Origin of the sequence: Microbacterium sp. Marseille-Q6965 (assembly GCF_946151065.1) — a bacterium.
Classification (GTDB): Bacteria; Actinomycetota; Actinomycetes; order Actinomycetales; family Microbacteriaceae; genus Microbacterium.
The window spans coordinates 99,739-125,198 of the sequence record NZ_CAMGZA010000004.1 but is presented as its reverse complement, the minus strand read 5'-3'; the positions used below and the strand labels follow the sequence as shown (position 1 = coordinate 125,198).

Here is a 25,460-nt window from a genome sequence, read left to right as displayed (position 1 = left end):
CGGCCGGTCAGTCCGGCCGCAGCGCGCCGCGGGTGTCGAGGGCCAGCTCCTCGGCGTCCATCGCGACGAAGAGCTCGCGCATGACCTCCTCGCTGAGGTTGCCCGCCCGGCACTCGTCGAGCAGCACCTGCCGCCGCACCGCGAGCCACCCCTTCGACAGCTCCACAAGCGCGTCGCGCGGCACCTGGCGTGGCAGATCCTGCGCCCTGTCGAGCTCGCGATCCGCACGGTCGGTGCCCCGCTCGACGCGCACCATCGCCCGGGCCACGCGCTTGAACGCCTCCGCGCTCTCCTCGCCGTGCTCCTCGGTCCAGCGACGCTGCTGCTCACGCAGGTACTCCAGCCCGGCCTCCGCGCCCAGGCGACGCATGCGCGCGATCTCGGCCTCGTCGGAGCGCCGCTCCTCGTCGGCCGTCACGCCGAGCAGGCGGATCAGCGGGGTGAGCGTGAGCCCCTGGAGCAGCAGCGTGCCCACGGTGACCACGAACGCCACGGCCACGAGCACCTCGACGTGCCCGGTGGGCATCGCGCCCCCGGTGAGGTCGGGCAGGGCCGCGGCCATCGCAAGCGTCACCACCCCGCGCATGCCGGCCCACGACACCACGACCCGCTCGCGGCGAGACAGCGGCGGCTCGAAGACGCGCCGCCGAATCGCCTCCTTCGTCGGCTTCGCGGGGCCCAGGCGCGCCCGCTGCCGCTCCTTCCTGCGCCGGATGGCGCGGGCGCGCCGGCTGTGCGGGTCGGTGCGGTACGCCTCGGCCGCGTGCTTGAACCGCATCAGCCGCACCCGCTGCCACACCTGGCCCCACGCATACGAGGCGAAGACGAACAGCGGTCGGATCAGGATGACGACGGCGAGCACGGCGACGGCGATGACGATCGTGCGCGTGCCGTCGGTGCTCGACAACTCACGGATCACGGTCGGCAGCTGCAACCCGACGTACGCGAACACGAAGCTCTCCAGCAGGAAGTCGACGGAGTGCCACACCGGTCCGTCCTGCTGGCGGGTCGTGTAGGACGTGCGCGGCGAGTGGTAGCCCACGTAGAAGCCCATCGCGACGACGGCGAGCACGCCGGACCCGTGCAGGTGCTCGGCGATCGCGTATGCACCGAACGGCATGAGCAGCCCGAAGGTGCCCGAGACCACCGCGTCGGGGTACCGCATGCGGATCTGGTGCAGCACGACGCCGAACCCCAGCCCGATTCCGACGCCCAGCACCACGGCCAGGACGAACTCCCACACCCCCTGCCACACGGTGACGGTGGCGCCCGCGACGACCGCCGCGAACACGCGCACGAGCGTGAGCGACGTGGCGTCGTTGATGAGGCTCTCGCCGCTCATCACGTTCATGACGCGGCGCGGCAGCCCCAGCTTCCGCCCGATGGCTGCCGCCGAGACCGCGTCGGGCGGCCCGACGATGGCTCCCAGCAGCAGCGCACCGGCGAGCCCCAGCTCCGGCATGATGAGCCACGCGACCACGCCCACGGCGACCGCGGTGACGAGCACGAGCCCCACGCCCAACCGTCGGATGTGCGGCAGCGAGTAGCGGAAGCTCACGAACGACGACTCCAACGCCGCCGAGTAGAGCAGCGGCGGCAGGGTCAGGTTGAGCAGCAGGTGCCCGTCGATCTCGACGTCGGGCACGAACGGCAGGAGCGACACGGCGAGCGCGACGGCGGTGACAAGCAGTGGGGCCGGCCAGCCGCGCCAGCGCGCGAACGCCGCCACGGCCACCGATCCGACGAGCACGTAGAACAGCTCCACACCCATGACTCGACCCTATTCCTGAGGCTGCCGCCCCTCATTCGCCCCCTGCACGACGAAGGACCATCGCGCTCAGGAGGGCCGGGATCACCCCCGCCGCCGTCGCCGCGAGGCGAAGCTCCTTCGTTGTGCAGGGGAATGCCCGCGCGGTCGGCGGGGTTGGACCGAGGGATGAGCGAGCACGCGAACCCCGCCCTGTCCGTCCTCGACCTGGTGCCGGTGCGCACCGGCCAGACCAGCGCACAGGCCGTGACGGCCTCGATGGCGATGGCCCGCCGCGCCGACGAGCTGGGCTACCGGCGCTACTGGTTCGCGGAGCATCACAACATGCCCGCCGTCGCATCGACGGCGCCGCCGGTGCTGATCGCGGCGGCTGCGGGTGTGACCGAGCGCATTCGCGTGGGGTCCGGCGGCGTCATGCTGCCCAATCACTCCCCCCTCGTCGTCGCGGAGCAGTTCGCCGCCCTGTCGGCGCTCGCCCCTGGGCGCATCGATCTGGGCATCGGACGGGCGCCCGGCAGTGACCCTGTCATCACGCAGCTGCTGCGGCGGTCCGGCACGACGAGCGACGTGGAGCGCTTCCCAGAGCACGTGACCGACATCATGTCGCTCGTGAGCCCGGAGGGGGCGACCGTCCGCTTCGTCTCCGGCGGCGAGTACGCGGTGCACGCGACGCCGGCCGCCACGACGGTCCCCGAGGTGTGGCTGCTGGGATCGAGCGACTACTCCGCGCAGCTGGCCGCGCAGCTCGGACTGCCCTACGTCTTCGCCAACCACTTCGCCGGCGACGGTCTGGAGCGCGCGATGGCGCTGTACCGCAGCGGGTTCCAGGCGACGGAGGCACGGCCGGCGCCGAAGTCGTTCGTCACGGCCAACGTCATCGTCGCGCCCACGCGCGAGGAGGCGCAGGAGCGAGCCCTGCCCCAGGCCCGCCAGTTCGCGCGGATGCGTACGAACAAGCCGATGCGGCCGATCGAGACGGTGGACGAGGCACTCGCCGAGAAGCCCGACGCGATGGAGCAGTCGTTCATCGAGCAGACGATGAGCCGCTGGATCGTCGGCACGCCGGACGAGGCGGCCACCCAGCTGCGCGAGTTCGCCGCCACCCATCAGGTCGACGAGATCATGATCTCCGCGGTGGCGGGTTCGTACGCGAGCGAGCCGCTGGACGAGCCCACGGGCCGGGTGCAGACGCTCGAGCTGCTCACCGCCGCGATGGCCTGACCGCTGCGCTCTCTCGACTCCTCTCCGCCTTGGCGCCTCGCGCCTCCGGTGGTCGAACGGAAGCGACCACGCCGACCGATCGTCGACGGAGCAGAGCGGCGCGAACCGCGCGAGGGGCTCGGACGCGGCCGGATCGAAACCGACGCGCTTCAGGCGTCGGGCTCGCCCGAGAGCAGCCCCCGCAGCCAGTCGCGCGAGTCGGCGAAGGCCTCGTCGGCGTAGCGGTCCGGGTACTGCACGATCTTGCGATCGGCGCGCGGGTAGGAGCCGAGGAACGTCACCTTCGGGCTGAAGCGCTTGAGCCCCATGAGCGCGTCGGCCATCCGCTCGTCGCGAATGTGGCCGTCGGCGTCGATGACGAAGCGGTACCGGCCCATGCGATCACCGATCGGGCGCGACTGAATGAGACTCAGGTTGATGCCGCGGGTGGCGAACTGTTCAAGCATCTCCAGCAGCGCACCCGGCTCCTCCGACGGCAGCTCGGCCACGAGCGAGGTCTTGTCGGCTCCGGTCGGCTCGGGCGGCGCGACGGTGCGGGTCACGAGCACGAAGCGCGTGACGGCGTGCTCGTTGTCGCCGATGTTCTCGGCCAGCACGTCGACGTCGTAGCGCCCGACCACACCGGGTGCGGCGATGGCCGCCTGGGCGGGCAGGGATCCGTCGAGCAGACCGATCGCGCTGGCCACGTTGCTGCCGGCGACCACGGCACGGTGTCCCGGCACGTGCTCGCCCAGCCACTGCAGGCACTGTGCGTACGCCACCGGATGCGCGGCGATGTCGGTGACGTCCGCGAGGCGGGTGCCGCGCGGCGCGACGAGCACGAACGTCACCGGCACGAGGTACTCGCCGACTATCCGCAGCCCTGGGGTGTCGGCGAGCGCGTCCTGCGCGCTCGAGACGCCGCCCTCGACGGTGTTCTCGATCGCGATCATCGCCGCGTCGCTGGCTCCCGAGGCGACATCGCCGAGAGCCTCACCCACGTTGTGCACGGGCTTCCAGACCTGCCCGCGCGCCTCGGGAACCTGCTCGAGCGCGGTCTCCGTGAAGGTTCCGGCGGGGCCGAGATAGCTGTAGACACGACGCGCACCGGGCTCGATCGACATGAAGGCCAGCGTATCCCGGGCTCCGCTTCGGGCGCACCGCCGCCGCGATCCACACCGGACGCATAACCGTCGGGTAACGATGCCTGGCAGACTGGAGGAATGACGAGCCGCGCAGGACAGCCCGCCGAGCCCTCGGACCTCGCAGACATCGACGCGCTGATCAGCGCCTACTACGACCTCAAGCCCGATCCGGCGGTGCCCGCCCAGCGGGTGTCGTTCGGCACGAGCGGTCACCGCGGGTCGAGCCTGAGCGCGAGCTTCAACGAGCCGCACATCCTCGCGACGACGCAGGCGATCGTCGACTACCGCAACCGCGAGGGCATCGCCGGCCCGCTCTTCCTCGGGCGTGACACGCACGCGCTGTCGCTGCCGGCCGAGCGCAGCGCGATCGAGGTGCTCGTCGCGAACGGCGTCGACCTGCGGATCGACGCCCGTGACTCGTGGGTGCCCACGCCGGCGCTCAGCCACGCGATCCTCACGCACAATCGCGGGCGAGACGCCGGTGACCCGGCCCGCGCCGACGGCATCGTCGTCACGCCGAGCCACAACCCGCCGTCCGACGGCGGCTTCAAGTACAACCCGCCCCACGGCGGGCCGGCCGACACCGACGCCACCGAGTGGATCGCCGCGCGGGCCAACGAGCTGATCGAGTCCGGCCTCGACGGTGTGCGCCGCGTGCGCTTCGCCGACCTCGACGCCGACGCCCTCGCCGGCTACGACTTCCGCGACGCGTACGTGCGCGACCTCGGCACCATCATCGACATGGACGCGATCCGGTCCGCCGGCGTGCGCATCGGCGCCGACCCGCTGGGGGGCGCGTCGGTCGAGTACTGGCAGCTCATCGCCGAGGTGTACGGCCTCGACCTGACCGTCGTCAACCCGGACGTCGACCCGACGTGGCGGTTCATGACGCTCGACTGGGACGAGAAGATCCGGATGGATCCGTCGTCCCCGAGCGCCATGGCGTCGCTCGTCGCGCGGCGTGACGAGTTCGACCTCATCACCGGCAACGACGCCGACGCCGACCGCCACGGCATCGTCACCCCCGACGCGGGCCTGATGAACCCGAACCACTACCTGGCGGTCGCGATCGACTACCTCTACGCGCACCGCCCGTCCTGGCCGGCCGATGCGGCCATCGGCAAGACGCTGGTGTCGTCGATGATGATCGACCGCGTCGCCGAGTCGCTGGGTCGGCGCCTCGTGGAGGTCCCGGTCGGGTTCAAGTGGTTCGTGCCGGGCCTGCTGGACGGCTCGGTCGCCTTCGGAGGCGAGGAGTCCGCGGGCGCGTCGTTCCTGCGTCGCGACGGATCGGTGTGGACGACCGACAAGGACGGCATCCTCCTGTGCCTGCTCGCCGCCGAGATCATCGCAGTCACGGGCAAGACACCGTCGCGGCGCTATGCGGAGCTCGAGGAGGCGTTCGGCGCCTCGTCGTATGCCCGCGTCGACGCCCCCGCGACGCGCGAGCAGAAGGCGGCCCTGAAGGCACTCTCGCCCGAGTCGGTCACCGCGACCGAGCTCGCCGGCGAGCCGATCACCGCGAAGCTCTCGCACGCCCCCGGCAACGGCGCGGCGATCGGCGGTCTCAAGGTGCAGACCGAGCACGCGTGGTTCGCGGCGCGTCCCTCGGGTACCGAGGACGTCTACAAGCTCTACGCCGAGTCGCTGCGCGGACCGGAGCACCTCGCTCAGGTACAGGCCGAGGCCCGCGCCGTGGTCGACGCCGTCTTCGAGGGCTGAGATGTGGGGGCGGCGCGCGATTCACCGGGTCGGGCGCCGACCGCGAGGAGAACGGTCATGCCGCGGATCCTGACCGTGGTGCGCAGGACGCTGGCCCCGCTCAGCCGCACCCGGGCGTTCCGCGCGCTGGGCCCGCGGCTGCTGCCGGGCGCCGAGCGCCTGGCGCGGCGCCTGAGCGGCGGGCGCGTGCAGGTGAGCGGGCTGCTCGTCCCCTCGCTCACGCTGCACACGGTCGGCGCGCGCTCGGGTGAGTCCCGAGCCACCGAGCTGATGTATACGCCGGACGGACGCGGGAACGCGATCGTCGCGGGCAGCAACTTCGCGCGCGACCGGCACCCGGCCTGGACCCATAACCTGATCGCTCATCCCGAGGCGCGGATCACCGTCGGCCGACGCCGGTATGACGTCGTCGCGACGCGGATCGACACGGACCCCGACGAGCGCGAGGCGGCCTGGGCGCGGTTGGAGCGGCAGTGGCCCGGATACCGCGGGTACGAGCGCGACTCGGGTCGACAGGTGCGCCTATTCCGGCTGCGCTTGCTGCGCGAGCTCGACCGGTAGCGGCAGCAGCAACCGGCTGCGCGAACTCGACCGGCGCCGCGATCAGTGACGCGGCTTGCGGCGCGCCCAGCGCGCGGGCAGGTCGGGGCCATCCCAGACCTGCACGACGCCCCAGGCCACGGCGGCGATGGGCACGGCCAGGATGGCACCGAGGATGCCCGACAGCACGGTACCGATGGTCAGGGCGACGAGCACGACGAGGCTGTGCAGCTTGAGCGCCCGGCCCATCAGCACCGGCTGCAGGAAGTTGCCCTCCAGCTGGTTCACGGCCACGACGATGATGACGATGATGACGGCAGTCCATAGCCCGCCGTCCACGAGGCCGACGAGCGCCGCGAGGATGCCCGCGGCGGTCGCGCCGACGATCGGGATGAACGCGAGCAGGAAGACGACGAGCGTGAGCGGGAGGGCCAGCGGCACCTGCAGCACGAACAGGCCGATGCCGATGCCGATCGCGTCGACGGCCGCCACGGCCGCCGTGCCGCGCACGTAGGCCCCGAGCGTGTCGATGCTCTTGGAGCCGATTCGCCGCATGCGGCCGTACCACTCGCCCTCGAAGGGACGCAGCAGGAACGCCCAGATCTCGGGCCCGTCCTTCAGGAAGAAGAACAGCACGACGACCATCAGCACGAAGCCGGCGACGAAGTTCGCGACGGCGCCGAATCCCGCGACGGCGCCGCTGCCGACGCTGGAGCCGAACTGCGCGCTTGTCACGAACTCCTGCAGCGCGACGATCCACTCGTTGATCTGCTCCTGCGAGGGCGCAAACGGCAGCGTGTTGACCCACTCGATCACCTGCTGCACGCCCTGCTGGGCGCTGGCGTAGAGGTCGGCCGCCTGGTTGCTCACCTGAGCGACGATCGCCCAACCGAGTCCGCCGACGACGAGCACGATCGCCAGCAGCAGCAGCACGGTGGCCAGCACCGCGGGAATCCGCGCCCGCATCCATCGCATCAGCGGCTCGAACGCGGCGGCGAAGATGAGCGCCAGGATCAGCGGGATCACGACGAGCGTGAGCGACCGCAGCCCCCACACCAGTCCGGCGCCGAGGATGACGATCGCGATGATCTGGACGGCGCGGATGGCGAACAACCCCAGCCCGTCCGACCACGCGGCCCGCGCGCGACTTGGCGGCTGCGGCGCGACGACGGCCGGCGCGGGCGGGGCGGAGCGCTTCCTGCTGAACACCATGCGCTCCATCCTGCCGCCTCGGGTGCGGGATGCCGCAACCCCTTGTCGAACCACGCCGACTCAGCACTCCCCACCAGCGCGCCCGAACAGCGCAGGGTAGGACGGCTCCTGCCCGGAGAGCCGATGGGGAGTCGACACGCGGAACACGGGACGTCCAACCGCGATTCACCGTCCGTTCACCCGCACGTTCCTCGTTTCTCAGGAACCGCGACCAGGTTGAGGACCCATGAGCCTCCTCATGGATCCCGCCGCGAACTCGTCCGCCGACGACAGCTCCGGCACGCCGAAGCCCGAGCGCCGCCCGCTGCTCACGCTGCTCATGAGCGGCCGCACCCACGGCAAGCGCAGCCCCGTGACGTGCCTCTACAAGTGCGACAACGCCTGCTTCCATCCCGCGCCGAACACCAGCGACAACGGCTACTTCCGCGACATCGCGGACGCCGTGCTCAGCCGCCGGGCGGCTCTCGGCGGCGCCGCCGCGGCGGCCGCCGTGGTGATCGGTGCGAACCTGCTCGCCGGCGCCGAGCCCGCGGCGGCCGCGAAGGTCGGCAAGGGCGGGGGCGCGGCCTTCGGCTTCACCCCGATCGCGCCCGTGCCCTACACGGTCGACGCCGTCACCGTGCCGGAGGGCTTCCGCTGGGACCCGATCATCCGCTGGGGCGACCCGCTCTTCGACCGCGCCGACGCCTTCGACCCGCACGCGCAGACGGCCGAGAAGCAGGCAAGGCAGTTCGGCTACAACTGCGACTACCTCGACATCATCGCGCACCCGAACGGTAAGAGCGCGGTGCTCGTGGCGAACAACGAGTACACGAACGCCCCCATCATGTTCCCGCCGGCCGGGAGCGAGGAGGAGCGCCTCGAGCAGCTGCGCGTGACCATGGCCGCACACGGCATGTCGATCGTCGAGCTGCGGCGCAAGCACAAGGGGACGCCGTGGTCCTACGTCGTCGGCGCCCCGCGCAACCGCCGGGTCACCGCGAGCACACCCTTCGCCGTCGACGGTCCCGCCGCGGGATCGGACCTGCTCAAGACGAAGGACGACCCGGCGGGCCGGCGGATCCTCGGCACCTTCGGCAACTGCGCCGGCGGCACCACGCCCTGGGGCACGGTGCTCTCGGGCGAGGAGAACTTCAACGGCTACTTCCGCGCCGAGAACACCGGCGATTCGGTCGCCGCGCGCGGCGCTCGCCGATACGGCCTCAGCCCGAGCGCGTCCAGCTACGGCTGGGAGGCGGTGGATCCGCGCTTCGACGCCCGCCAGGACGGGTACGAGAACGAGCCGCACCGCCACGGTTGGATCATCGAGATCGACCCGGAAGACCCGACCGCCGCCCCGGTGAAGCACACGGCCATGGGGCGCATGAAGCACGAGGGCGCCAACGTGACCATCTCCGCCTCGGGGCACGCCGTGGCGTACATGGGTGACGACGAACGCTTCGACTACCTCTACAAGTTCGTCTCGCGCGACACGTTCCGCCCCGGCAAGAGCGCCAAGGCGCGCGAGCACAACAAGCGGCTGCTCTCGAGCGGCAGCCTTTACGTCGCGCGCTTCACCGGCGACTCTCCGATCTCGGAGATCACGGGAACCGGTGCGCTGCCGTCGGACGGGCAGTTCGACGGCACGGGTGAGTGGGTGCCGCTGGTGATCGACGACGAGAGCGTGGTTCCCGGCATGTCGACGGACGAGGTGCTCGTCTTCACGCGCCTCGCGGCCGACGCGGTGGGCGCGACGAAGATGGACCGCTGCGAGGACGTCGAGCCGAGCCCGCGCACCGGCCGCGTGTACGTCGCCTGTACGAACAACACCAACCGCGGCACCGGGTCGAACGAGGGCGCCACCGAGGTGAACCCGCGCAATGTCAACCGCGACGGCCACGTGATCGAGATCACGGAGGCCCGCGAGGACGCGACGGCGACGACGTTCGGCTGGAGCATCCTCATCCTGGCCGGCGACCCGGCCACGAACGCGCTGACCTACTTCGCCGGGTTCCCGGCCGACAAGGTGTCGCCGATCTCGTGCCCCGACAACCTCGCGTTCGACTCCGAGGGCAACCTGTGGATCTCGACCGACGGCCAGCCGGGCACCATCGGCTACAACGACGGCCTGTTCCGCGTGCCGCTGGAGGGCGCCGAACGCGGCAACGTGCAGCAGTTCCTCGCGGTGCCGCGCGACGCCGAGACCTGCGGACCCGTCATCCACGACCGCGACCGGAGCGTCTTCGTCGCCGTGCAGCACCCGGGTGAGGAGGGGTCGTGGGAGGCGCAGAACTCCTACTTCCCCGACTACGTGCCGGCCGGCACCCTCTCGGGTGGCAAGTGGGGCGGTCCGCGCCCCTCGGTCGTGCAGGTGACGCGCGCCTGAGCGACGTTCAGCAGCGATGGCCCCGGACCTCATGGTCCGGGGCCGTCGTTGCGTCAGGCCTCCGCCGCCACGCGTCGCCCGCGCGTCGGGTTACGCCGTCTCCGCCTCCTTCGGCGCGCTGGCCTCGTACTGCGACGAGAGCAGGCGGTACTGCGGCGTGAGGAACGCGAGGAGCGCGAGGACGGTGCAGATCAGGCCCGCGATGAGGAAGATGAGCGCGATGCCGCGCGACTCGCCGGTACCCAGTAGCCACGCCCACTGCGCCTGGCCCTCCGCGCTGCGCATGTGCGGGATGATCCACAGCTCGGCGATCGGCGCGATCAGCAGCGCGGTGATCGGCGCCGAGGCGGCCTCGAACGTCATGGCGAAGCCGAAGACGCGGCCCTGCTTCTCGTAGGGCACGACCCGCTGGATGACGGTCTGCTCGGCCGCCTCCACGGCGGGCACCAGCGCCATGTAGAGCCAGATGCCCACGATGAACAGCCAGCCCCACTCGCGGATTCCGAACACCGCGCCGATCACGCCGATGAGCACGGCCACGAGCAGCATCGTGCGGATGGGCTTTTTGCCGAGGCCGCGCGAGGCGATGAGCGCGCCGCCCACGATGAAGCCGGTCGAGGCGACGGCGAACCAGATGCCCCAGCCCTGCACGCCGAACAGATCGATGCCGTACGGGTCCATGAGGGCCATGTACACGCCGCCGACGAGGTTGTTGAGCGTCGTGAACAGCACGAGGGCGAACAGGCCGGGGGCGGCGAGCACGGCCAGCCAGCCGCCGCGGATGTCGACCCACTTCACCTGCTGCTCGGCCCGCACCACCTGGCGCTCGGGGATCTGCAGCACGAGCAGGTGGATCATGGTGAGCGCGAGCGCGGACACACCGATGACGAGCGTCCATCCCATGCCGAGGAACCCGACGGACAGCCCACTGAAAACGCTCGTCACGAGCATCGCGAGCCCCTGGACCGTGCCGACGAGACCGTTGGCGTTCGCGTGACGCTCGTCGGGGACGAGCAGCGTCACGGTGGTCGACAGCGCGATGTTGCGCAGTTGCTCGACCACGGCGCCCGCGAGCATGACGACGGCGAAGATCCAGAACGCCGGGCCCGTGAGGTCGGTGATGGCGCCCTCGCCGACGACGAAGAAGAAGGCGGAGTCGAGCACGAACACCGCCAGCGCGATGAGCGTGGCCCACACCATGACGGGCTTCTTGCGGAAGCGGTCGACGAGTGTGCCGAAGAACATGCTGAACAGCGACACGAACAGCATGTACGCACCGCCGATCACGCCCGTCGCGATGACGTTGCGCGTCTCGGCGTAGATCCAGAAGGTCAGGGCGAACCAGAGGAAGCTGGTGGTGATGTTCGCCACGGCCGTGTTCACGAGCACGTGGAGGAAACGGCGGAATCCGTCGGAGGGGACGACGACGGCCTGGCCGGTGGCGTCGTGCGAGACGGGCGGCGCTGCCGACCCGTCACCGGGATGCGTGGGCGGCTGCGACGCGTCGCCGTCGCCCGGGTGGGTGGAGGTCTCCATGGCGCCCAGGTTAGGCGCCGCCTCCGACATGCGATACGGCCGGCGCGAGATGCCGCGCGGCAGGTGCTCTCACCCGCCGCGCGGCCGCGCCGCGGCGATCAGGACAGCGCCGGGATGACCTTCTGTTCGAACAGCTCCAGGCCCGAGGTGTCGTAGGCCGCCTCGGGGAAGTAGGTGATCGCGTAGTCCATGCCCAGCTCGCCGATCGCGGCGAGCTTCTCGGTGACCTGCTCCACCGTGCCGACGAGCGCGCTGGGCGAGCGGTACTCGCCCATGATGCGCTCGAGTGTGTCGCCCAGGTGGGGGGCGAGTCGCGCTTCGAGTGCCTTGAGCCGCTCCTCCACCTCCGCCTCCGTTTCCGCGATGACGGTGTTGAAGTTGCTCGAACGTGTGATCTCGGCGAAGTCCCGCCCGATCCGGTCGGTGTGACCGCGCAGGATCTCGCTCTTGGCGCGGAACACCTCGGGATCCCCACCGGCGAAGTTGGTGTAGGAGGCGTACTGGGCCGCGATCCGCAGCGTCACCTTCTCGCCGCCGCCGGCGATCCAGAACGGGATGCCGCCGTCCTGCAGCGGCAACGGCTGCACGATCGCGCCGTCCACCTGATAGAACTCGCCGTCGAGCGTGGCCGATCCCGTCAGCCAGGCCTGCTGCATGATGTCCACGCCCTCGCGGAGCATGCGCAGCCGGGCGGGCGCGTCGGGGAAGCCGTACCCGTAGGCGCGCCACTCGTGCTCGTACCATCCCGCGCCGATGCCCATCTCGACCCGGCCGCCCGAAACGTGATCGACGGTCGCCGCGACCTTCGCGAGGTAGGCGGGGTTGCGGTAGCTCATGCAGGTGCACATCTGGCCCAGCCGCACCCGACTCGTCGACGCCGCGAAGGCCGCCATCAGCGTCCACGCCTCGTGCGTGGCCTCGGCGCTCGGCACGGGGGTGGTGTGGAAATGGTCGTAAACCCAGATCGACTCCCAGGGGCCGGCGTCGGCACGCTGCGCCAGCCCGTTCATCGTGGTCCACTGATCGGCGGGATCGATGCCCACCAGGTCGAAGCGCCAGCCCTGCGGGATGAAGGTTCCGAATCGCATAGCGCTCACGCTACTCCCGCCCGGCTCGCCGCGAGAGCCCCGACCCGCGGGGAGGCGGCGTCGTGGACGAGCGGCGCGCACCTGTCAAGCCCGCGCGGCCGCCCGCGGTCCGCGGCAGGCTGGGGGAATGACGGGCAGGGACGATGAAACGGACGCCGCGCGCGCGAAGGATCCCGTCCCACCGGAGCGCATCGACGAGGTCGCGCGCCGCGCCTTCGGCCTCGACAGCCTGCGCCCGGCCCAGCGCGACGCGATCCGGCAGGCGGTCTCGGGCCGCGATGTCCTCGCGGTTTGGGCGACCGGATCGGGCAAGTCGGCCGTCTACCAGATCTCCGCGGCCCTCCTGGGAGGCGTCACGGTCGTCGTCTCGCCCCTCATCGCGCTGCAGGAGGACCAGCTCGTGGGCCTGGAGGAGGCGCCGGATGCGCCCGAGGGGGTGGCGCTGAACTCCGCCCGCGGCGCGCGGGCGCGGCGCGAGGCGTGGCGCCGCCTCAAGGACGGCGAGGTCGAGTACGTGCTGCTCGCACCCGAGCAACTGGTGAAGGACGATGTCATCGCCGAGCTCGCCGCCCTCGACGTCTCGCTCCTCGTCGTCGATGAGGCGCACTGCATCGCCTCGTGGGGGCACGACTTCCGCCCGGACTACCTCATGGTCGGGGCGATGGCCGGACGGCTGGGGCGCCCTCCGATCGTCGCGCTCACGGCGACGGCGTCGACCCCGGTGCGCGAGGAGATCGTGCGACGCCTGGGGCTGCGGGACCCTGCCGTGCTCGTCGGCGATGTGGACCGCCCCAACATCACCCTGACCGTGCGCCGCCACACCGACGCGGGCGAGAAGCGCGATGCCGTGCTCGATGAGGTCGCCGCGCTCCCGCGGCCCGGGCTGCTGTACACCGCCACGCGGCGTGAGAGCGAAGAGTACGCCGCGGCTCTGAGCGAGCGCGGGCTGCGTGCCGTCGCGTACCACGCCGGGTTGCGCGTGAGCGAGCGCAACCGCGTGCACGAGGAGTTTCTGGACGACGTGGTCGACGTGGTCGTGGCCACCTCGGCGTTCGGCATGGGCATCGACAAGGAGAACGTGCGCTTCGTGGTGCACGCGGACGCTCCCGACTCGGTCGACGCCTACTACCAGGAGCTCGGGCGCGCGGGGCGTGACGGGGCGGCCGCGAGCGGCACCCTGCACTACCGGCCCGAGGATCTCTCGCTCCGGCGGTTCTTCGCGTCCAAGAACCCCGACGCGGAGGAGCTGCGCCGCCTCGTCGGTGCGCTGGCGGACGGCAGGCGGCGCAGGAGCGACCTGGCGGAGGCGGCGGGGCTCTCGCCGCGGCGGGTGACGGGGCTGCTGGCACTGCTGGAGGACACCGCCTTCGTGCGACTGAGCCGCAACGGCGCCGCCCTGCGGCGCGGGGTGGATCACGAGGAGGCCGTGCAGGCGGCCCTCGCGCGCTCGGAGGAACGCGAGCGCATCGACCAATCCCGCGTCGACATGCTGCGCGGCTACGCCGAGACCCGCCGATGCCGCCGGCAGGTGCTGCTCGGCTACTTCGGGCAGGAACTCGAGGAACCGTGCGGGAACTGCGACACGTGCACCAGCGGATCGGCCTTCGACGACGCCGAGGCCTCCCCCACGGAGGGCGAGTACCGCGTCGACCAGCGGGTGCAGCACCGCGAATGGGGCGACGGCACGGTCACGTCGGTGGAGGACGACCGCATCACGGTGTTCTTCGAGAGCCAGGGCTACAAGGTGCTCTCCGTCGACCTCGTCGAGGAGAACGACCTGCTGCGGACCTGAGATCAGCCCGCGGGGCGCACGCCGCTTACGGCACGCGGTGCAGCCAGGCGTCGGTGGAGAACTTGGTGCGCACGAGCTCCTCGGCCGCCGCGTACTCCTCGGGCGTGATGGTGCCGCGCTGAGCGCCGGTGTAGGCGGCGAAGGTCTCCATGAAGCGGTCGATGATCGCCCGGCGCGGCAGACCCGTCTGACTCCGCAGCGGGTCGACGCGCTTCGCCGCCGAGACCGTGCCCTTGTCGCTGAGCTTCTCGCGGCCGATCCGCAAAACCTCGTTCAGCACCTGGCCGTCGATGTCGTAGCTGAGCGTGGCGTGGTGCAGCACACCGCCGTTCGCCAGCCGCTTCTGCGCGGCGCCGCCGATCTTGCCCGTCGGGCTGGCGATGTCGTTGAGCGGCTGGTAGGTCGCGTCGATGCCGACCGAGCGCAGTGCCTGCAGCACCCAGTCGTCGAGGTAGGCGTACGAATCGGCGAACGTGAGACCCGCGACGAGCGAGGCCGGCACGTACAGCGAGTAGGTGATGATCTGCTCGGCGCCCATGAGCATGGCCCCGCCCCCCGAGATGCGGCGCACCACCTGGAAGCCGTGCCTGCGGGCGCCCTCCGGGTCCACCTCGTTCCGGTAGGACTGGAAGGAGCCGATCACGACCGCCGACTCGTCCCACTCCCAGATGCGCAGCGTGGGGCGCCGCTCGCCGGCCCCGACGCGCTCGGTGAGCACTTCGTCGAGCGCGAGGTTCATCATGGGCGAGACGGCGGGGTCGTCGACGATCTCCCACTCGAAGTCGCGCCAGCCGGCCGCCGTGACGAGGGCGCGACGCACCGCGGTGCCGACCGACTCGGGCGTGAAGCCCAGCAGCTGGGCACCCTCCGGCAGCGCGCCGCGCACGGCCGCGGCGATCCGGGCGACGTCGGCGGTGTCGGGCAGGCCGTTGACGGCGGCGTTGATGTCGAGCAGCGCGTCGTCCGGCTCGAGGAAGAAGTCGCCGGCCAGGTGGAAGTCGCTGATCCTGCCGTCCACGACATCGAGATCGACGACGACGAGCTTGCCCCCTGGCACCTTGAACTCACCGTGCATGGTCCCACCCTACGACCGCGTGGGCCCGCGCCGGGCGGTCGCTGTCAGCGGCCGGGGAAGCGGGCGTCGAGCCAGGCGAGCAGATCGGCCCGCACCCGTGGCCAGCTGGCGTCGTTGACGATCTCGTGTCGGGCGTCGGGGTAGACGAGCGTCGTGACGTCTTCGAGCCCGCCGCGCACCCGGTACGCCTGCGCCAGTCGGTGCACCGAGCGAGGACCGCCCACCGAGTCGTCGCGTCCCACCAGGAGCAGGATGGGGACGTCGTGGCCCGCGGCGTCCCGCAGTCCGCGGCGCGGGCGCCCGTAGAGGCGCGCGGCCTCCCGCGTGCCGAAAAGCTTGCGCAGCGGCGTGACGGTGGTGAGGGGATCGGCGTGGAACGCGCTCGCGACGGCCGGATCCGTCGAGAGCCATTCGAGGCCGTTGGCGCCGGGACCGGCCCACCGCGCGTTCAGGTTGCCGGCGTTGAGCGAGCCCGGCCACCGCAGCGCGGAACCGCTGAGCACGACGCCGTCGTACCCGGCCGGGTCGGCGTCCAGCAGCATCTGGGCCAGGAACGAGCCCCACGAGTGCCCCAGCAGGATGAGCGGCAGCTCGGGGCGCTCCTCGCGGATGATGCCGCTGAGGCGGCGCACCGCGGCGACAGCGGCCGGGTGGCCGCCCCTGCCCAGCCGGCCGAGCAGGCGCGCGTCGCCGTGCTGCTTCATCCCCGTGCGCCCGTGCCCGCGGTGGTCGTCGGCGTACACGACGAACCCCGCATCGGTGAGCGCCTCGACGACGTGGGCGTAACGGCCCGCGTGTTCGCCGACCCCGTGCAGCAGCTGGACGACGCCGCGCGGGGCTGCGGCTGCGGGCTCGTGGACGTCGTACACGATCGCGACGCCGAACGCGTCGGTGAACTCGGGCATGAGTTGCACCCTATCGACCGGCTCGGCCGGAGGCGACACGCGGGTTCCGTTCGCAAAGCTAATGAGCTAAACTAAAGGTTCGCATGGCTAACGATTCACTCTCCTCCGACGCATCCGAGATCCGCGCCGCCACCTTCCGCCTCTCCCGCCGCATGCGGCAGCAGCGCGCCGTGGCCGACATGACCGATGGCCAGTTCGCGGTACTCGCCCATCTCAGCTCCCTCGGCTCGCACACGCTCTCGGCCCTGGCCGAGCGCGAGGGCATCACGGCGCCGTCGATGAACCGCACCGTCAACGCCCTCGAGGAGCGCGGCTTCCTCACCCGTACCGAGGACGCGGCCGACCGGCGCCGCGTGGTCATCGCGATCACCGACGCGGGGCGCGCCGTCGTGAAGGAGACCACCCGCCGGCGCGACGAGTGGTTGGGGCGCGTGCTCGCGGACCTCTCGCCGGAGGACCGCGCCGTCGTGCGCCGGGCCGCGGAGATCATCCTGCGCGAGGTGGAGCGAGACCCGCGCCTGACCGCCGATCCGCCGCCGGAGCAGCCGGCGCCGTCCGAGCCCGCCGCGCAGGCCGAGACGGCCGCGGCCGAGCCGGCACAGGACGGGAGCCGCGCATGAACGCGATGTTCCGCTCCTTCGCCTCGTTCAACTACCGCGTCTGGTTCCTCGGCGCCCTGGTGTCGAACATCGGGTCGTGGATGCAGTCCACGGCGCAAAGCTGGGTGGTGCTGACCTACCTCACCGACAACGACGCCGGCGCGATGGGCCTGACCATGGCGCTGCAGTTCGCGCCGCCGCTGCTGCTGGTGGGCCTCACCGGCTGGGTGGTCGACCGCTTCGACCGACGCTTCCTGCTCATCGTCACGCAGACGCTGCTCGGGCTGCTGTCGGTCGCGACGGCGATCCTGCTGCTGAACGACGCGATGACGCTCGGCATGATGTACGGCTTCGCGTTCGCCATGGGCATCGTCGCGGCGTTCGACAACCCCGCCCGACAGACGTTCGTCACCGACATCGTGCGGCACGAGCTGGCCTCCAACGCCGTCGCGCTGAACTCCGCCTCGTTCAACAGCGCCCGCATGCTCGGCCCCGCCGTGGCGGGTGTGCTCATCGTGGCGATCGGGTCGGGATGGGTGTTCCTGCTCAACGCCGCGACGTATGTGGCGATGATCACCGCCCTCCTCCTCATGCGGACGCACGAGCTGCAGCCGCGTGCCCTGCAGAAGAACCGCTCGCGACTCAGCGACGGGTTCCGCTACGTGCGCACGCGGCCCGACCTCGTGGTCATCTTCGTGATGATCTTCCTGATGGGCGCGCTGGCGATGAACTTCCCCATCTACGCCTCCACGATGGCGCTCGAGTTCGGCAGGGAGGCCGACGGCTTCGGTCTGCTCAGCTCGATCATCGCGATCGGGTCCCTCGCCGGCGCCCTCATGGCGGCCCGCCGCGACCGCGCTCGGATGCGGGTGGTGATCGCCGCGACGGGCGGGTTCGCCGCGATCGCGTTCCTGTCGTCGCTCATGCCCAGCTACTGGCTGTACGCCCTCGTCATCGTGGGGATCGGGTTCGCCACCGTGACGATGCTGACCACCGCCAACGGCTACGTGCAGACGACGACACCGCCCGACGTGCGCGGCCGCGTCATGGCCATCTACATGGCGATCCTCATGGGCGGCACCCCCGTGGGTGCGCCCATCGTCGGATGGATCGCCGCGGAGTGGGGCCCGCGCGCCGCCATCAACACCGGCGCGGTGGGCGGCCTGATCTCGTGCGTCATCGGCCTGACGTGGCTCATCGCCTCCGGGCGCCTGCACCGCCACGAGCATCGCCGCCTGGGGTTCTCGATCGACGAGACGGTGTCGATCCCCGTCATCGTCAAGCCCGGCCCCGCGCCCGAGGAGTTCAGCGAGGAGATCGCGAGCACCACCCCGATCTCGATCGTCGACGACGACCCCGACGCCGAGCCGGCCGCGCGCCGCTGACCCCGCCGCCCACCGAGCGCCGGGCGGCGGCTCAGGGCAGGCGCAGCAGCGCACCCTCCGCGCGGCACGTGGCCGCGGCCACGCGCAGCGCGCGGTCGAGCACCCCTGCCCAGTCGGGATGCGGATCGGCGGCGAGCGCCGCCACGAACGACGCGAACATCGCGTCGCCGGCGCCCATCGTGTCGACGATCGGGCCGGGCAGGTCCGCGATCGGCCGCGTGAGCTCCCGCTCGCCGGCGAGGATCGTCGCGCCGCCGGATCCGCGCGTGGCGAGCACGGCCGATGCGTCGCGGCGCAGCCGTCGAGCCAGGTCGTCGACGCTGCCGAGCCCGAGGAGAGCGGCATCGTCGGCGCCGACCTTGACGAGAGCTGCTCCGGCGGCGAGGCGCGAGAACCCGTCGACGAACGCGGCGCGATCGCGCATCATCCCCTCCCGCGGGTTCGGGTCGATCGCCAACCGCGCGTCCGAGAGCGTGCGCGCGAGCTCGGTCACCTGGCCGGGCGAATCGAGCGCGACACAGCTGACCGCGACGAGGGGCGCCCGCGTCACGGCATCGCGCGCCGCGGCATCGAAGGAGATATGCCGGTTCCGGGCCGCCTCGTTGAAGACGTACTGCGGCTCGCCGCCCACGCGCGTGCTCACGGCGCGGGCGGTGCCGAGCGGCGACGGGGACGCGATCAGGCGCACGCCGTGCTCCGCGAGGAAGTCACGGATTCGCTCGCCAGGCCCGTCGTCGCCGACCATCGCGATCAGCGTCGCCTCCGCGCCGAGCCGCGCGAGCCCGACCGCCACGTTGAGCGCGGCACCTCCCACGAACTCGCGGACGCCCGCGTCGTCGCGGATCTCGTCGATGAGGGCGTCGCCGACCACCACGATAGGGTCCATCCACCGATCGTATGGGCCCACCGGCGGCGCGGCCAACGCGCCACCTCCACTGGTCTCGCCCCGCGCGGCCGCGGGCGGCCGGAGCCGCCCCGCGGCCGCGCGGTCCCTCAGCGGGAGAGGACGACCTGCAGCTGCTCCATGGCCCAATCGAGCTCGGTGGCGCGGATGACGAGGGGCGGGGCGATGCGGATGGTCTGGCCGTGCGTGTCCTTCACGAGCACGCCGCGAGCCAGCAGCGCCTCGGCGACGTCGCGACCCGTGCCCACGGCGGGATCGATGTCGACGCCGGCCCACAGGCCGGCGCGTCGGTAACCGACGACGCCCCGGCCGACGAGGGCGTCCAGGCGGGTGCCGAGGTGCTCGCCGAGGGCGAGCGCGCGCTCCTGGAAGCCGCCGTCGCGCAGCAGGCCGACGACGGCAAGCCCCACCGCCGCAGCCAGCGGGTTGCCGCCGAAGGTGGAACCGTGCTCGCCCGGGCGAAGCACGCCCAGCACCTCCTCGTCGGCCACGACGGCCGAGACGGGCAGGATGCCCCCGCCCAGAGCCTTACCGAGGAGGTACATGTCGGGCACGACCCCTTCCCGGTCACACGCGAAGGTCTCACCCGTGCGGCCGAGGCCCGACTGGATCTCATCGGCGATGAAGAGCACGTTGCGCTCGCGCGTGAGCTCGCGCACCTCGCGGAGGTACCCGTCCGGCGGGATCACCACCCCGCCCTCGCCCTGGATCGGCTCGATCATCACGGCCACCGTGTCGTCGTCGATCGCCGCGGCCAGCGCCGCGGCATCACCGAACGGCACCGCGACGAAACCGGGCGCGTACGGACCGAAGGCGTCGCGGGCGTCCGGGTCGTCGCTGAAGCCCACGATCGTCGTCGTGCGCCCGTGGAAGTTGCCGTGCGCGACGACCATCTTCGCGCGGTCCGCCGGCACACCCTTCACCCGGTAGCCCCAGGCGCGCGCCACCTTGATCCCCGTCTCCACCGCCTCGGCACCGGTGTTCATCGGCAGCACGAGGTCCTTGCCGCACAGCTCGGCGAGGGCGGCGGCGAAGGGCTCCAGGCGGTCCGAGCGGAACGCCCGGCTGGTGAGCGTGACGCGGCCCAGCTGATCCGTCGCGGCCGCAACAAGGTCCGGATGCCCGTGCCCGAAGTTGAGCGCCGAGTAGCCCGCGAGCAGGTCGAGATAGCGGCGGCCCTCGACGTCGGTGACCCAGGCACCCTCACCGGAGGCGATGGTGACGGGCAGGGGCTTGTAGTTGCGTGCGACGTGCGCCTCGGCGGTCATCGTGCGCCTCCCCGCAGCTCGAGCGTGCAGCACTTGATGCCGCCCCCGCCGAGCAGCAGCTCGGACAGGTCGATCAGCACGGGGTTGTAGCCGCGCTCACGCAGCTGCGCCTCGAACCCCGTGGCGCGCGGCGAGATGAAGACGTTCTTGCCGTCGCTGGCCGAGTTGAGCCCGAACACGGCGCCGTCGGCGTCGGCGACCCGGATCGCGTCGGGGAAGCGCCGCTCCAGCTCGGCGCGGCTGGCCTCGTCGAAGGCGTCGGGCAGATACGCGACCGTGGGCGTTTGCCCCTCGGCGACGACCGGGTCGAGCACGCTGAGCGCCGTGTCGAGGTGGTAGAAGCGCGGGTCGACGAGCGTGAGCGAAACGACCTCCCGGTCGAAGACCCGGGCGACCTCGCGGTGGCTGTCATCGCTGGAGCGGAACCCGCGACCGGCGAGGATCACGTCGCCCGCGAGCAGGAAGTCGCCCTCACCCTCGTTCGTGAACTGCGGCAGCACCACCTCGAACCCGTGGCCGCGCGCCCAGTCGATGAACGCCGGCTCCTCGCCCTTCCGCTCCTCGAAGCGGAAGCGCGGGGCGTAGAAGCGGCCGTCGATCGCGAAACCGCCATTGGCGGTGTAAACCATGTCGGGCAGCCCGGCGACGGGGTCGATCAGCTCCACCTCGTGCCCCAGCTCGAGGTAGGTGTCGTGGAGCCGCTGCCACTGCTGCACGGCCAGCGCCGTGTCGGTGGGATTGGCCGGCTCCATCCACGGGTTGATCGAATACGACACCGTGAAGTGATCCGGACGACACATCAGGTATCGGCGCGGATGCTGCGTGCGCTCGGCGGTGGGCGCGGCGGCGACGGACATCTGGGACATGGATCGCTCCTCGTCGTGAAACGGGCGGCGGACGCTGTCCTCGGGCATCGCGGAGTGACTCAACACCTACGCGGATGCACGCCGCAGACATTCTGCCATGCGGGACGCGCGCGCCGTCGGCTCACACGGTCGGCGGCGAGTACGCCAGCTGCAGCACGACGTTGCCGCGGTCGCGCGAGATGTACTGCGCCCGCCCGGGCACCGCGGGCCGCGGCTTGACGTTGCCGAACAGCGCGCCCTCCTCGGTCGGTCCCGACAGCATGATCCCGGGGGCGGCGAGGTCGCGCAGCGTCTGGGTCACCGGCTCGTAGAGGCTGCGCGAGGCGCCGCCGATGCGCCGCGTGAACATGACGTGCAGGCCGACGTCGGAGGCCTGGGCCAGCAGCGGCTGCAGGGCCGCGAGCGGGTTGCCGCTCGCGGTGGCGACGAGGTCGTAGTCGTCGACGAGCACGAACGCCTCCGCCCCCGTCCACCACGAGCGGTCCCGCAGCTGTTGCGGGGTGACGTCTGGCCCGGGCAGACGATTGCGCAGGTACTGCGCGAGTCCCGCGAGCTCCTGCGTGGCCTGGTCGGCCGTCGTGTAGTAGCCGGCGAGGTAGTCATCGGGCACCTCGGCCAGCAGCGCACGCCGGTAGTCGACGATGAAGATCTGCGCCTGCGCGGGCGTGTAAAGCCGGCGCACCTCGCTCGCGATCCCGCGCAGGAACGACGTCTTCCCCGATCCGGAGTCGCCGAACAGGTACAGGTGCGAGTCGGCGCGCGGGTCGAAGCCGACGGGACCGAGCGCGGCCTCGTCGATGCCGAGCAGGATCGAACGCTGCAGCCGCTCGTCGCTTGCTGCCGCGCGCAGGTCGTCGAGCCGCAGCATCTCGGGCAGCAGACGCAGCTTGGGACCGGGCCGCCCCTTCCAGGCGGCACCCACCCGGGCGACGAGATCCTCGACACCCTCGGCGAGCGAGTCGTCGTCGGCCACGCCGTCGACGCGCGGCAGGGCACCGATCATGTGGTGGCCGCTCATCGTGAGACCACGCCCCGGTCGCTCCGTCGGCACGTTCTTGGCGATGTTGCGGTTGATCTCCGAGTCCATCGGGTCGCCCAGACGCAGCTCGAGCTTGCTGCCGAACGTGTCACGGATCTGGGTACGGAAGTCCATCCACCGCGCCGTGGTGGCGACGATGTGCAGGCCGAAGGTGAGACCGCGCGCAGCGAGCGCCTGGATCTCGAACTCCATCTCGTCGAACTCGGCCCGCAGGGTGGGCCAGCCGTCGACGATGAGGAAGACGTCACCGTAGCCGTCGTCGACGCGCCCCTCGGCGCGCCAGCGACGGTACGTCTCGATCGAGTCGATGCCGTGCGCCTTGAAGAACTGCTCGCGCGCGTTGATGATCCCGAGGATCTCGGAGTACATGCGCCGCAGCACGTCGGGCTCGTTGCGCCCGGCGACACCTGCGACGTGCGCCAGCCGCGCGAGCGGCGTGAAGGTGCCGCCGCCGAAGTCCATCACGTAGAACTGGACCTCGGCGGGCGTGTGCGTCAGGGCCAGGCCCGCGACGATGGAGCGCGCCATCGTCGACTTTCCGCTGCGCGCGGCGCCGACGATCGCGACGTGTCCGCCCGCGCCCGACAGGTCGAGCTCCAGCACCTCGCGGCGCTGCTCGAGCGGGCGGTCGACGATGCCGAGCGGCAGCCGGAGCCGTCCGCGGCGGCGCCACGACGGCGAGACGAGCCCCAGCGAGGGGTCCTCGACGAGGTCGCCGAACAGCTCGTCGAACGTCGGCGGCGTCTCGAGCGGCGGCAGCCACACCTGGTGGGCCGGCGGCCCCTGCCCCTTCATCCGCTGCACGGCGATGTCGAACGTGACGCGGGTCTCGGCGGGCTCGTTCGGATCGAGGTGCTCGACCTCGTCAACCGCCTTCGTCGAGGCGATGACGGGAGAGGCGGTGAACTGCTGCACCTTGATGTCGCGCACGGGCTGGTCGCCGCTGCGTTGCGTGCGACGGCGCGCCTTCGGCGGCGCGGAGACGTAGGCGGCGCGGAACTGTGTGAGCGTCGTCGCATCGGACTTGAGGATGCCGTGACCGCCGCCGCCGGGCAGCTCGAACGCGTCCGGCACGCCGATGACCGCCCGCGAGTCCGCCCCCGAGAACGTCTTCAGACCGATCCGGTACGACAGGTGCGAGTCAAGGCCGCGCAGCTTGCCCTCCTCCAGCCGCTGCGTGGACAGCAGGAGGTGCATCTGGAGGGATCGGCCGAGGCGACCGATCGCCACGAACAGGTCGGTGAAGTCGGGCTTGGCGGCCAGAAGCTCCGAGAACTCGTCGACGACGATGAACAGCGCCGGCAGCGGTGCGAGGTCGGTTCGCCCGCCCTTGCGCGCCTTCTCGTAGTCCGCGACGTTGGCGAAGTTGCCCGCGTCGCGCAGCAGCTCCTGGCGGCGCACCATCTCGCCCGTGATCGCGTCCTGCATGCGGTCGACGAGGGTGAGGTCCTCGCCGAGGTTGGTGATCACCGCCGCCACGTGCGGCATGTCGGCCATGCCCGCGAACGTCGCGCCACCCTTGAAGTCGACGAGCACGAAGTTGAGGTCCTCGGACGAGTGCGTCATGGCGAGGGCGAGGACGAGGGTGCGCAGCACCTCCGACTTGCCCGAGCCGGTCGCACCGATGAGCATGCCGTGCGGGCCCATGCCCTGCTGGGCCGATTCCTTGATGTCGAGGATCATCGGCTGCCCGTCGACCGTGAGACCGATGGGCACGCGCAGCCGGTCGCGCGCACGACGCGGCCGCCACGCGATCTCGGGGTCGAAGTCGCGCACGTCGGGCAGCCCGAGCAGATCGGTCAGCTCCGCCGAGACGGCCTTCTTCGGTCCGGCGCCCGTCTCCTCGGCGACCTCGAGCAGCGGCGTGAGCCGGCGGGCTGTGGCCTCGGCAACGCTCACGCTGATGCGATCGGGGACCGCCGGGTGCGGCGTGACGCCGCGGCGCGCGATGTGCATGATCTCGTGACCCGACGCCTCGGCGAGCAGCAGACGGAGGGTGTGCGGATCGGTCAGCTCGCCCCACGCCTGCGGCAGGTCGAGCACGGTCACGCCCTGCACGCCGTCCTCGGAGGCGATCGGGTGCCCGGCCGGCAGGTGTCCGCCGTCGACGACGAGCAGCAGGTGATGTCCCGCCACCGTGGTGCCGGGGGCGAAGCGCGGCCGCTCCGAGATGCCGGCGTCGACGAGGCTCTCGATGTCGGCCCAGGTCTCGCCCACGAGGCGAGCGGGGCCGACCGCATCGCGCTCACGCGCGGAGTGCGCGTGCGGCAGCCACTTCGTCCACTCCCAGTAAGGAAGGGCATCGGGTGCCGCGAGCACGGCGATCTGCAGCTGCGACGGATGAACGAAGGTCGCCAGGTGCGAGATCATCGCGCGGGCCAGGCCGCGGGCGCGAGCCTCGGGCCCGGCGATCTCGATGCGGCAGGTGGAGAGCAGATCGACGGCATGCGGCAGACCGGGCTGCACCTCGTGGGTGAGCACGAAACGGTGAGCGGCCGACGCGCTGACGGGGTCGAGCTGTGCGAGGGCCGGGACCGGCGCCTCCTCGAGGTCGAGGGACAGCGGCTGCACCGACGTGCCGATGCGCACGATGTACTGATCCGCCTGGTCGGCGCGGCGCTCCCAGACGCGGGAGCCCTCCTCGGCGATGAACGGCAGCGCCTCGGGGTCGGGCAGCACGTACTCGGAGAACTCGCGCTGGCGCCGCGCCGTCTCGCGCACCACGTCGCGCGTCTCGGAGAGGTAGGCCAGATACTCGCGCCGCGTGTTGAGCACGTTCTCGGCGTGCGTGGCCTTCTGCCGCCAGATGTTGCCACCGACCATGGCGAGCGCCATGAACAGGAACATGCCGCCCATCAGGTAGGTGCGCATGGGATCGCCGCCCTGGTTGAACGACATCAGCGCGATCGCGCCCATGCTGCCGACCATGGGCAACGCCATCATGAGGGTGTTCGACATGCCCTCGGGCTTGGGCAGCTCCGGGGGCGGCTGGATGATCAGCTGGCCACCCGGCGGCGCCTGCGGCGGACGCTTGGTCGGCGCCGGCATGCT

General features: G+C 71.5%; 18 protein-coding genes. 7 read left to right on the top strand and 11 right to left on the bottom strand.

The features are described from left to right. Window positions 1-7 precede the first annotated feature (7 nt). Entirely contained in the window at window positions 8-1,771 is a 1,764-nt protein-coding gene (locus N8N77_RS11275) for a sodium:proton antiporter (RefSeq protein ID WP_261166962.1), read from the bottom strand. A gap of 165 nt (window positions 1,772-1,936) precedes the next feature. Between N8N77_RS11275 and N8N77_RS11270 the strand changes: the two genes are divergently transcribed. Continuing rightward, window positions 1,937-2,989, top strand: a complete 1,053-nt coding sequence (locus tag N8N77_RS11270; RefSeq protein WP_261166961.1) for an LLM class flavin-dependent oxidoreductase — start codon at window positions 1,937-1,939, stop codon at window positions 2,987-2,989. A gap of 149 nt (window positions 2,990-3,138) precedes the next feature. Here N8N77_RS11270 and pheA read toward each other — a convergent pair whose 3' ends face one another. Continuing rightward, entirely contained in the window at window positions 3,139-4,092 is a 954-nt protein-coding gene (pheA, locus tag N8N77_RS11265; protein ID WP_261166960.1) for a prephenate dehydratase, read from the bottom strand. A 99-nt stretch (window positions 4,093-4,191) separates the two neighbouring features. On the opposite strand from pheA, the gene pgm reads away from it, so the two are divergent. Next, the gene (gene pgm / locus N8N77_RS11260) at window positions 4,192-5,835 is read left to right on the top strand and encodes a phosphoglucomutase (alpha-D-glucose-1,6-bisphosphate-dependent) (RefSeq protein ID WP_261166959.1); all 1,644 of its coding nucleotides are present in this window, start codon (window positions 4,192-4,194) and stop codon (window positions 5,833-5,835) included. Between the two features lie 57 nt (window positions 5,836-5,892). Then, on the top strand, window positions 5,893-6,396 hold the full coding sequence (locus tag N8N77_RS11255) for a nitroreductase family deazaflavin-dependent oxidoreductase (protein WP_261166958.1): 504 nt from the start codon (window positions 5,893-5,895) through the stop codon (window positions 6,394-6,396). A 42-nt stretch (window positions 6,397-6,438) separates the two neighbouring features. Here N8N77_RS11255 and N8N77_RS11250 read toward each other — a convergent pair whose 3' ends face one another. Continuing rightward, the gene (locus tag N8N77_RS11250; RefSeq protein WP_261166957.1) at window positions 6,439-7,587 is read right to left on the bottom strand and encodes an AI-2E family transporter; all 1,149 of its coding nucleotides are present in this window, start codon (window positions 7,585-7,587) and stop codon (window positions 6,439-6,441) included. Window positions 7,588-7,906: 319 nt separating this feature from the next. On the opposite strand from N8N77_RS11250, the gene N8N77_RS11245 reads away from it, so the two are divergent. Then, window positions 7,907-9,952, top strand: coding sequence for a PhoX family phosphatase (locus N8N77_RS11245; protein ID WP_261167153.1), 2,046 nt, complete (start codon window positions 7,907-7,909; stop codon window positions 9,950-9,952). Between the two features lie 90 nt (window positions 9,953-10,042). Here the strand turns inward: N8N77_RS11245 and N8N77_RS11240 are convergent, their stop codons facing one another. Both N8N77_RS11240 and N8N77_RS11235 read right to left on the bottom strand, forming a co-directional pair. Next, complete coding sequence (locus N8N77_RS11240; protein WP_261166956.1) at window positions 10,043-11,488, bottom strand: MFS transporter; 1,446 nt, start codon at window positions 11,486-11,488, stop codon at window positions 10,043-10,045. 98 nt (window positions 11,489-11,586) lie between these two features. Further along, window positions 11,587-12,576, bottom strand: a complete 990-nt coding sequence (locus N8N77_RS11235) for an LLM class F420-dependent oxidoreductase (protein ID WP_261166955.1) — start codon at window positions 12,574-12,576, stop codon at window positions 11,587-11,589. 127 nt (window positions 12,577-12,703) lie between these two features. On the opposite strand from N8N77_RS11235, the gene N8N77_RS11230 reads away from it, so the two are divergent. Next, a complete protein-coding gene (locus tag N8N77_RS11230; protein ID WP_261166954.1) occupies window positions 12,704-14,368 on the top strand; it encodes a RecQ family ATP-dependent DNA helicase in 1,665 nt (554 codons plus the stop codon). A 25-nt stretch (window positions 14,369-14,393) separates the two neighbouring features. Here the strand turns inward: N8N77_RS11230 and N8N77_RS11225 are convergent, their stop codons facing one another. Together N8N77_RS11225 and N8N77_RS11220 are read right to left on the bottom strand one after the other, a co-directional pair. Then, window positions 14,394-15,443: a biotin/lipoate A/B protein ligase family protein gene (locus N8N77_RS11225; protein WP_261166953.1), complete on the bottom strand. Its 1,050-nt coding sequence runs from the start codon at window positions 15,441-15,443 to the stop codon at window positions 14,394-14,396. Window positions 15,444-15,487: 44 nt separating this feature from the next. Beyond that, window positions 15,488-16,348: a lysophospholipase gene (locus N8N77_RS11220; protein WP_261166952.1), complete on the bottom strand. Its 861-nt coding sequence runs from the start codon at window positions 16,346-16,348 to the stop codon at window positions 15,488-15,490. A gap of 83 nt (window positions 16,349-16,431) precedes the next feature. On the opposite strand from N8N77_RS11220, the gene N8N77_RS11215 reads away from it, so the two are divergent. Together N8N77_RS11215 and N8N77_RS11210 are read left to right on the top strand one after the other, a co-directional pair. Next, a complete protein-coding gene (locus N8N77_RS11215; protein WP_314732526.1) occupies window positions 16,432-16,968 on the top strand; it encodes a MarR family transcriptional regulator in 537 nt (178 codons plus the stop codon). Window positions 16,969-16,973: 5 nt separating this feature from the next. Then, the gene (locus tag N8N77_RS11210) at window positions 16,974-18,332 is read left to right on the top strand and encodes an MFS transporter (protein WP_396652836.1); all 1,359 of its coding nucleotides are present in this window, start codon (window positions 16,974-16,976) and stop codon (window positions 18,330-18,332) included. A 31-nt stretch (window positions 18,333-18,363) separates the two neighbouring features. Here the strand turns inward: N8N77_RS11210 and N8N77_RS11205 are convergent, their stop codons facing one another. The 4 genes from N8N77_RS11205 to eccCa all read right to left on the bottom strand — a co-directional run bounded on the left by N8N77_RS11205 (window position 18,364) and on the right by eccCa (window position 25,457). Further along, window positions 18,364-19,218 (bottom strand): PfkB family carbohydrate kinase, encoded by an 855-nt coding sequence (locus tag N8N77_RS11205; RefSeq protein WP_261166950.1) that lies wholly within the window; start codon window positions 19,216-19,218, stop codon window positions 18,364-18,366. 107 nt (window positions 19,219-19,325) lie between these two features. After that, window positions 19,326-20,504, bottom strand: coding sequence for an ornithine--oxo-acid transaminase (gene rocD / locus N8N77_RS11200; protein WP_261166949.1), 1,179 nt, complete (start codon window positions 20,502-20,504; stop codon window positions 19,326-19,328). Further along, complete coding sequence (ddaH, locus tag N8N77_RS11195) at window positions 20,501-21,370, bottom strand: dimethylargininase (protein WP_396652831.1); 870 nt, start codon at window positions 21,368-21,370, stop codon at window positions 20,501-20,503. The genes rocD and ddaH overlap by 4 nt, the downstream gene beginning before the upstream one ends. A gap of 121 nt (window positions 21,371-21,491) precedes the next feature. Beyond that, window positions 21,492-25,457: a type VII secretion protein EccCa gene (gene eccCa, locus N8N77_RS11190; protein ID WP_261167151.1), complete on the bottom strand. Its 3,966-nt coding sequence runs from the start codon at window positions 25,455-25,457 to the stop codon at window positions 21,492-21,494. Window positions 25,458-25,460: the final 3 nt, after the last annotated feature.

Coding starts and splice junctions, on each gene's coding strand:
- N8N77_RS11275 (WP_261166962.1), bottom strand. CDS start 1,771: ATGGGTGTGGAGCTGTTCTACGTGCTCGTCGGATCGGTGGCCGTGGCG.
- N8N77_RS11270 (WP_261166961.1), top strand. CDS start 1,937: ATGAGCGAGCACGCGAACCCCGCCCTGTCCGTCCTCGACCTGGTGCCG.
- pheA (WP_261166960.1), bottom strand. CDS start 4,092: ATGTCGATCGAGCCCGGTGCGCGTCGTGTCTACAGCTATCTCGGCCCC.
- pgm (WP_261166959.1), top strand. CDS start 4,192: ATGACGAGCCGCGCAGGACAGCCCGCCGAGCCCTCGGACCTCGCAGAC.
- N8N77_RS11255 (WP_261166958.1), top strand. CDS start 5,893: ATGCCGCGGATCCTGACCGTGGTGCGCAGGACGCTGGCCCCGCTCAGC.
- N8N77_RS11250 (WP_261166957.1), bottom strand. CDS start 7,587: ATGGTGTTCAGCAGGAAGCGCTCCGCCCCGCCCGCGCCGGCCGTCGTC.
- N8N77_RS11245 (WP_261167153.1), top strand. CDS start 7,907: ATGAGCGGCCGCACCCACGGCAAGCGCAGCCCCGTGACGTGCCTCTAC.
- N8N77_RS11240 (WP_261166956.1), bottom strand. CDS start 11,488: ATGGAGACCTCCACCCACCCGGGCGACGGCGACGCGTCGCAGCCGCCC.
- N8N77_RS11235 (WP_261166955.1), bottom strand. CDS start 12,576: ATGCGATTCGGAACCTTCATCCCGCAGGGCTGGCGCTTCGACCTGGTG.
- N8N77_RS11230 (WP_261166954.1), top strand. CDS start 12,704: ATGACGGGCAGGGACGATGAAACGGACGCCGCGCGCGCGAAGGATCCC.
- N8N77_RS11225 (WP_261166953.1), bottom strand. CDS start 15,443: ATGCACGGTGAGTTCAAGGTGCCAGGGGGCAAGCTCGTCGTCGTCGAT.
- N8N77_RS11220 (WP_261166952.1), bottom strand. CDS start 16,348: ATGCCCGAGTTCACCGACGCGTTCGGCGTCGCGATCGTGTACGACGTC.
- N8N77_RS11215 (WP_314732526.1), top strand. CDS start 16,432: ATGGCTAACGATTCACTCTCCTCCGACGCATCCGAGATCCGCGCCGCC.
- N8N77_RS11210 (WP_396652836.1), top strand. CDS start 16,974: ATGTTCCGCTCCTTCGCCTCGTTCAACTACCGCGTCTGGTTCCTCGGC.
- N8N77_RS11205 (WP_261166950.1), bottom strand. CDS start 19,218: ATGGACCCTATCGTGGTGGTCGGCGACGCCCTCATCGACGAGATCCGC.
- rocD (WP_261166949.1), bottom strand. CDS start 20,504: ATGACCGCCGAGGCGCACGTCGCACGCAACTACAAGCCCCTGCCCGTC.
- ddaH (WP_396652831.1), bottom strand. CDS start 21,370: ATGTCCCAGATGTCCGTCGCCGCCGCGCCCACCGCCGAGCGCACGCAG.
- eccCa (WP_261167151.1), bottom strand. CDS start 25,457: ATGCCGGCGCCGACCAAGCGTCCGCCGCAGGCGCCGCCGGGTGGCCAG.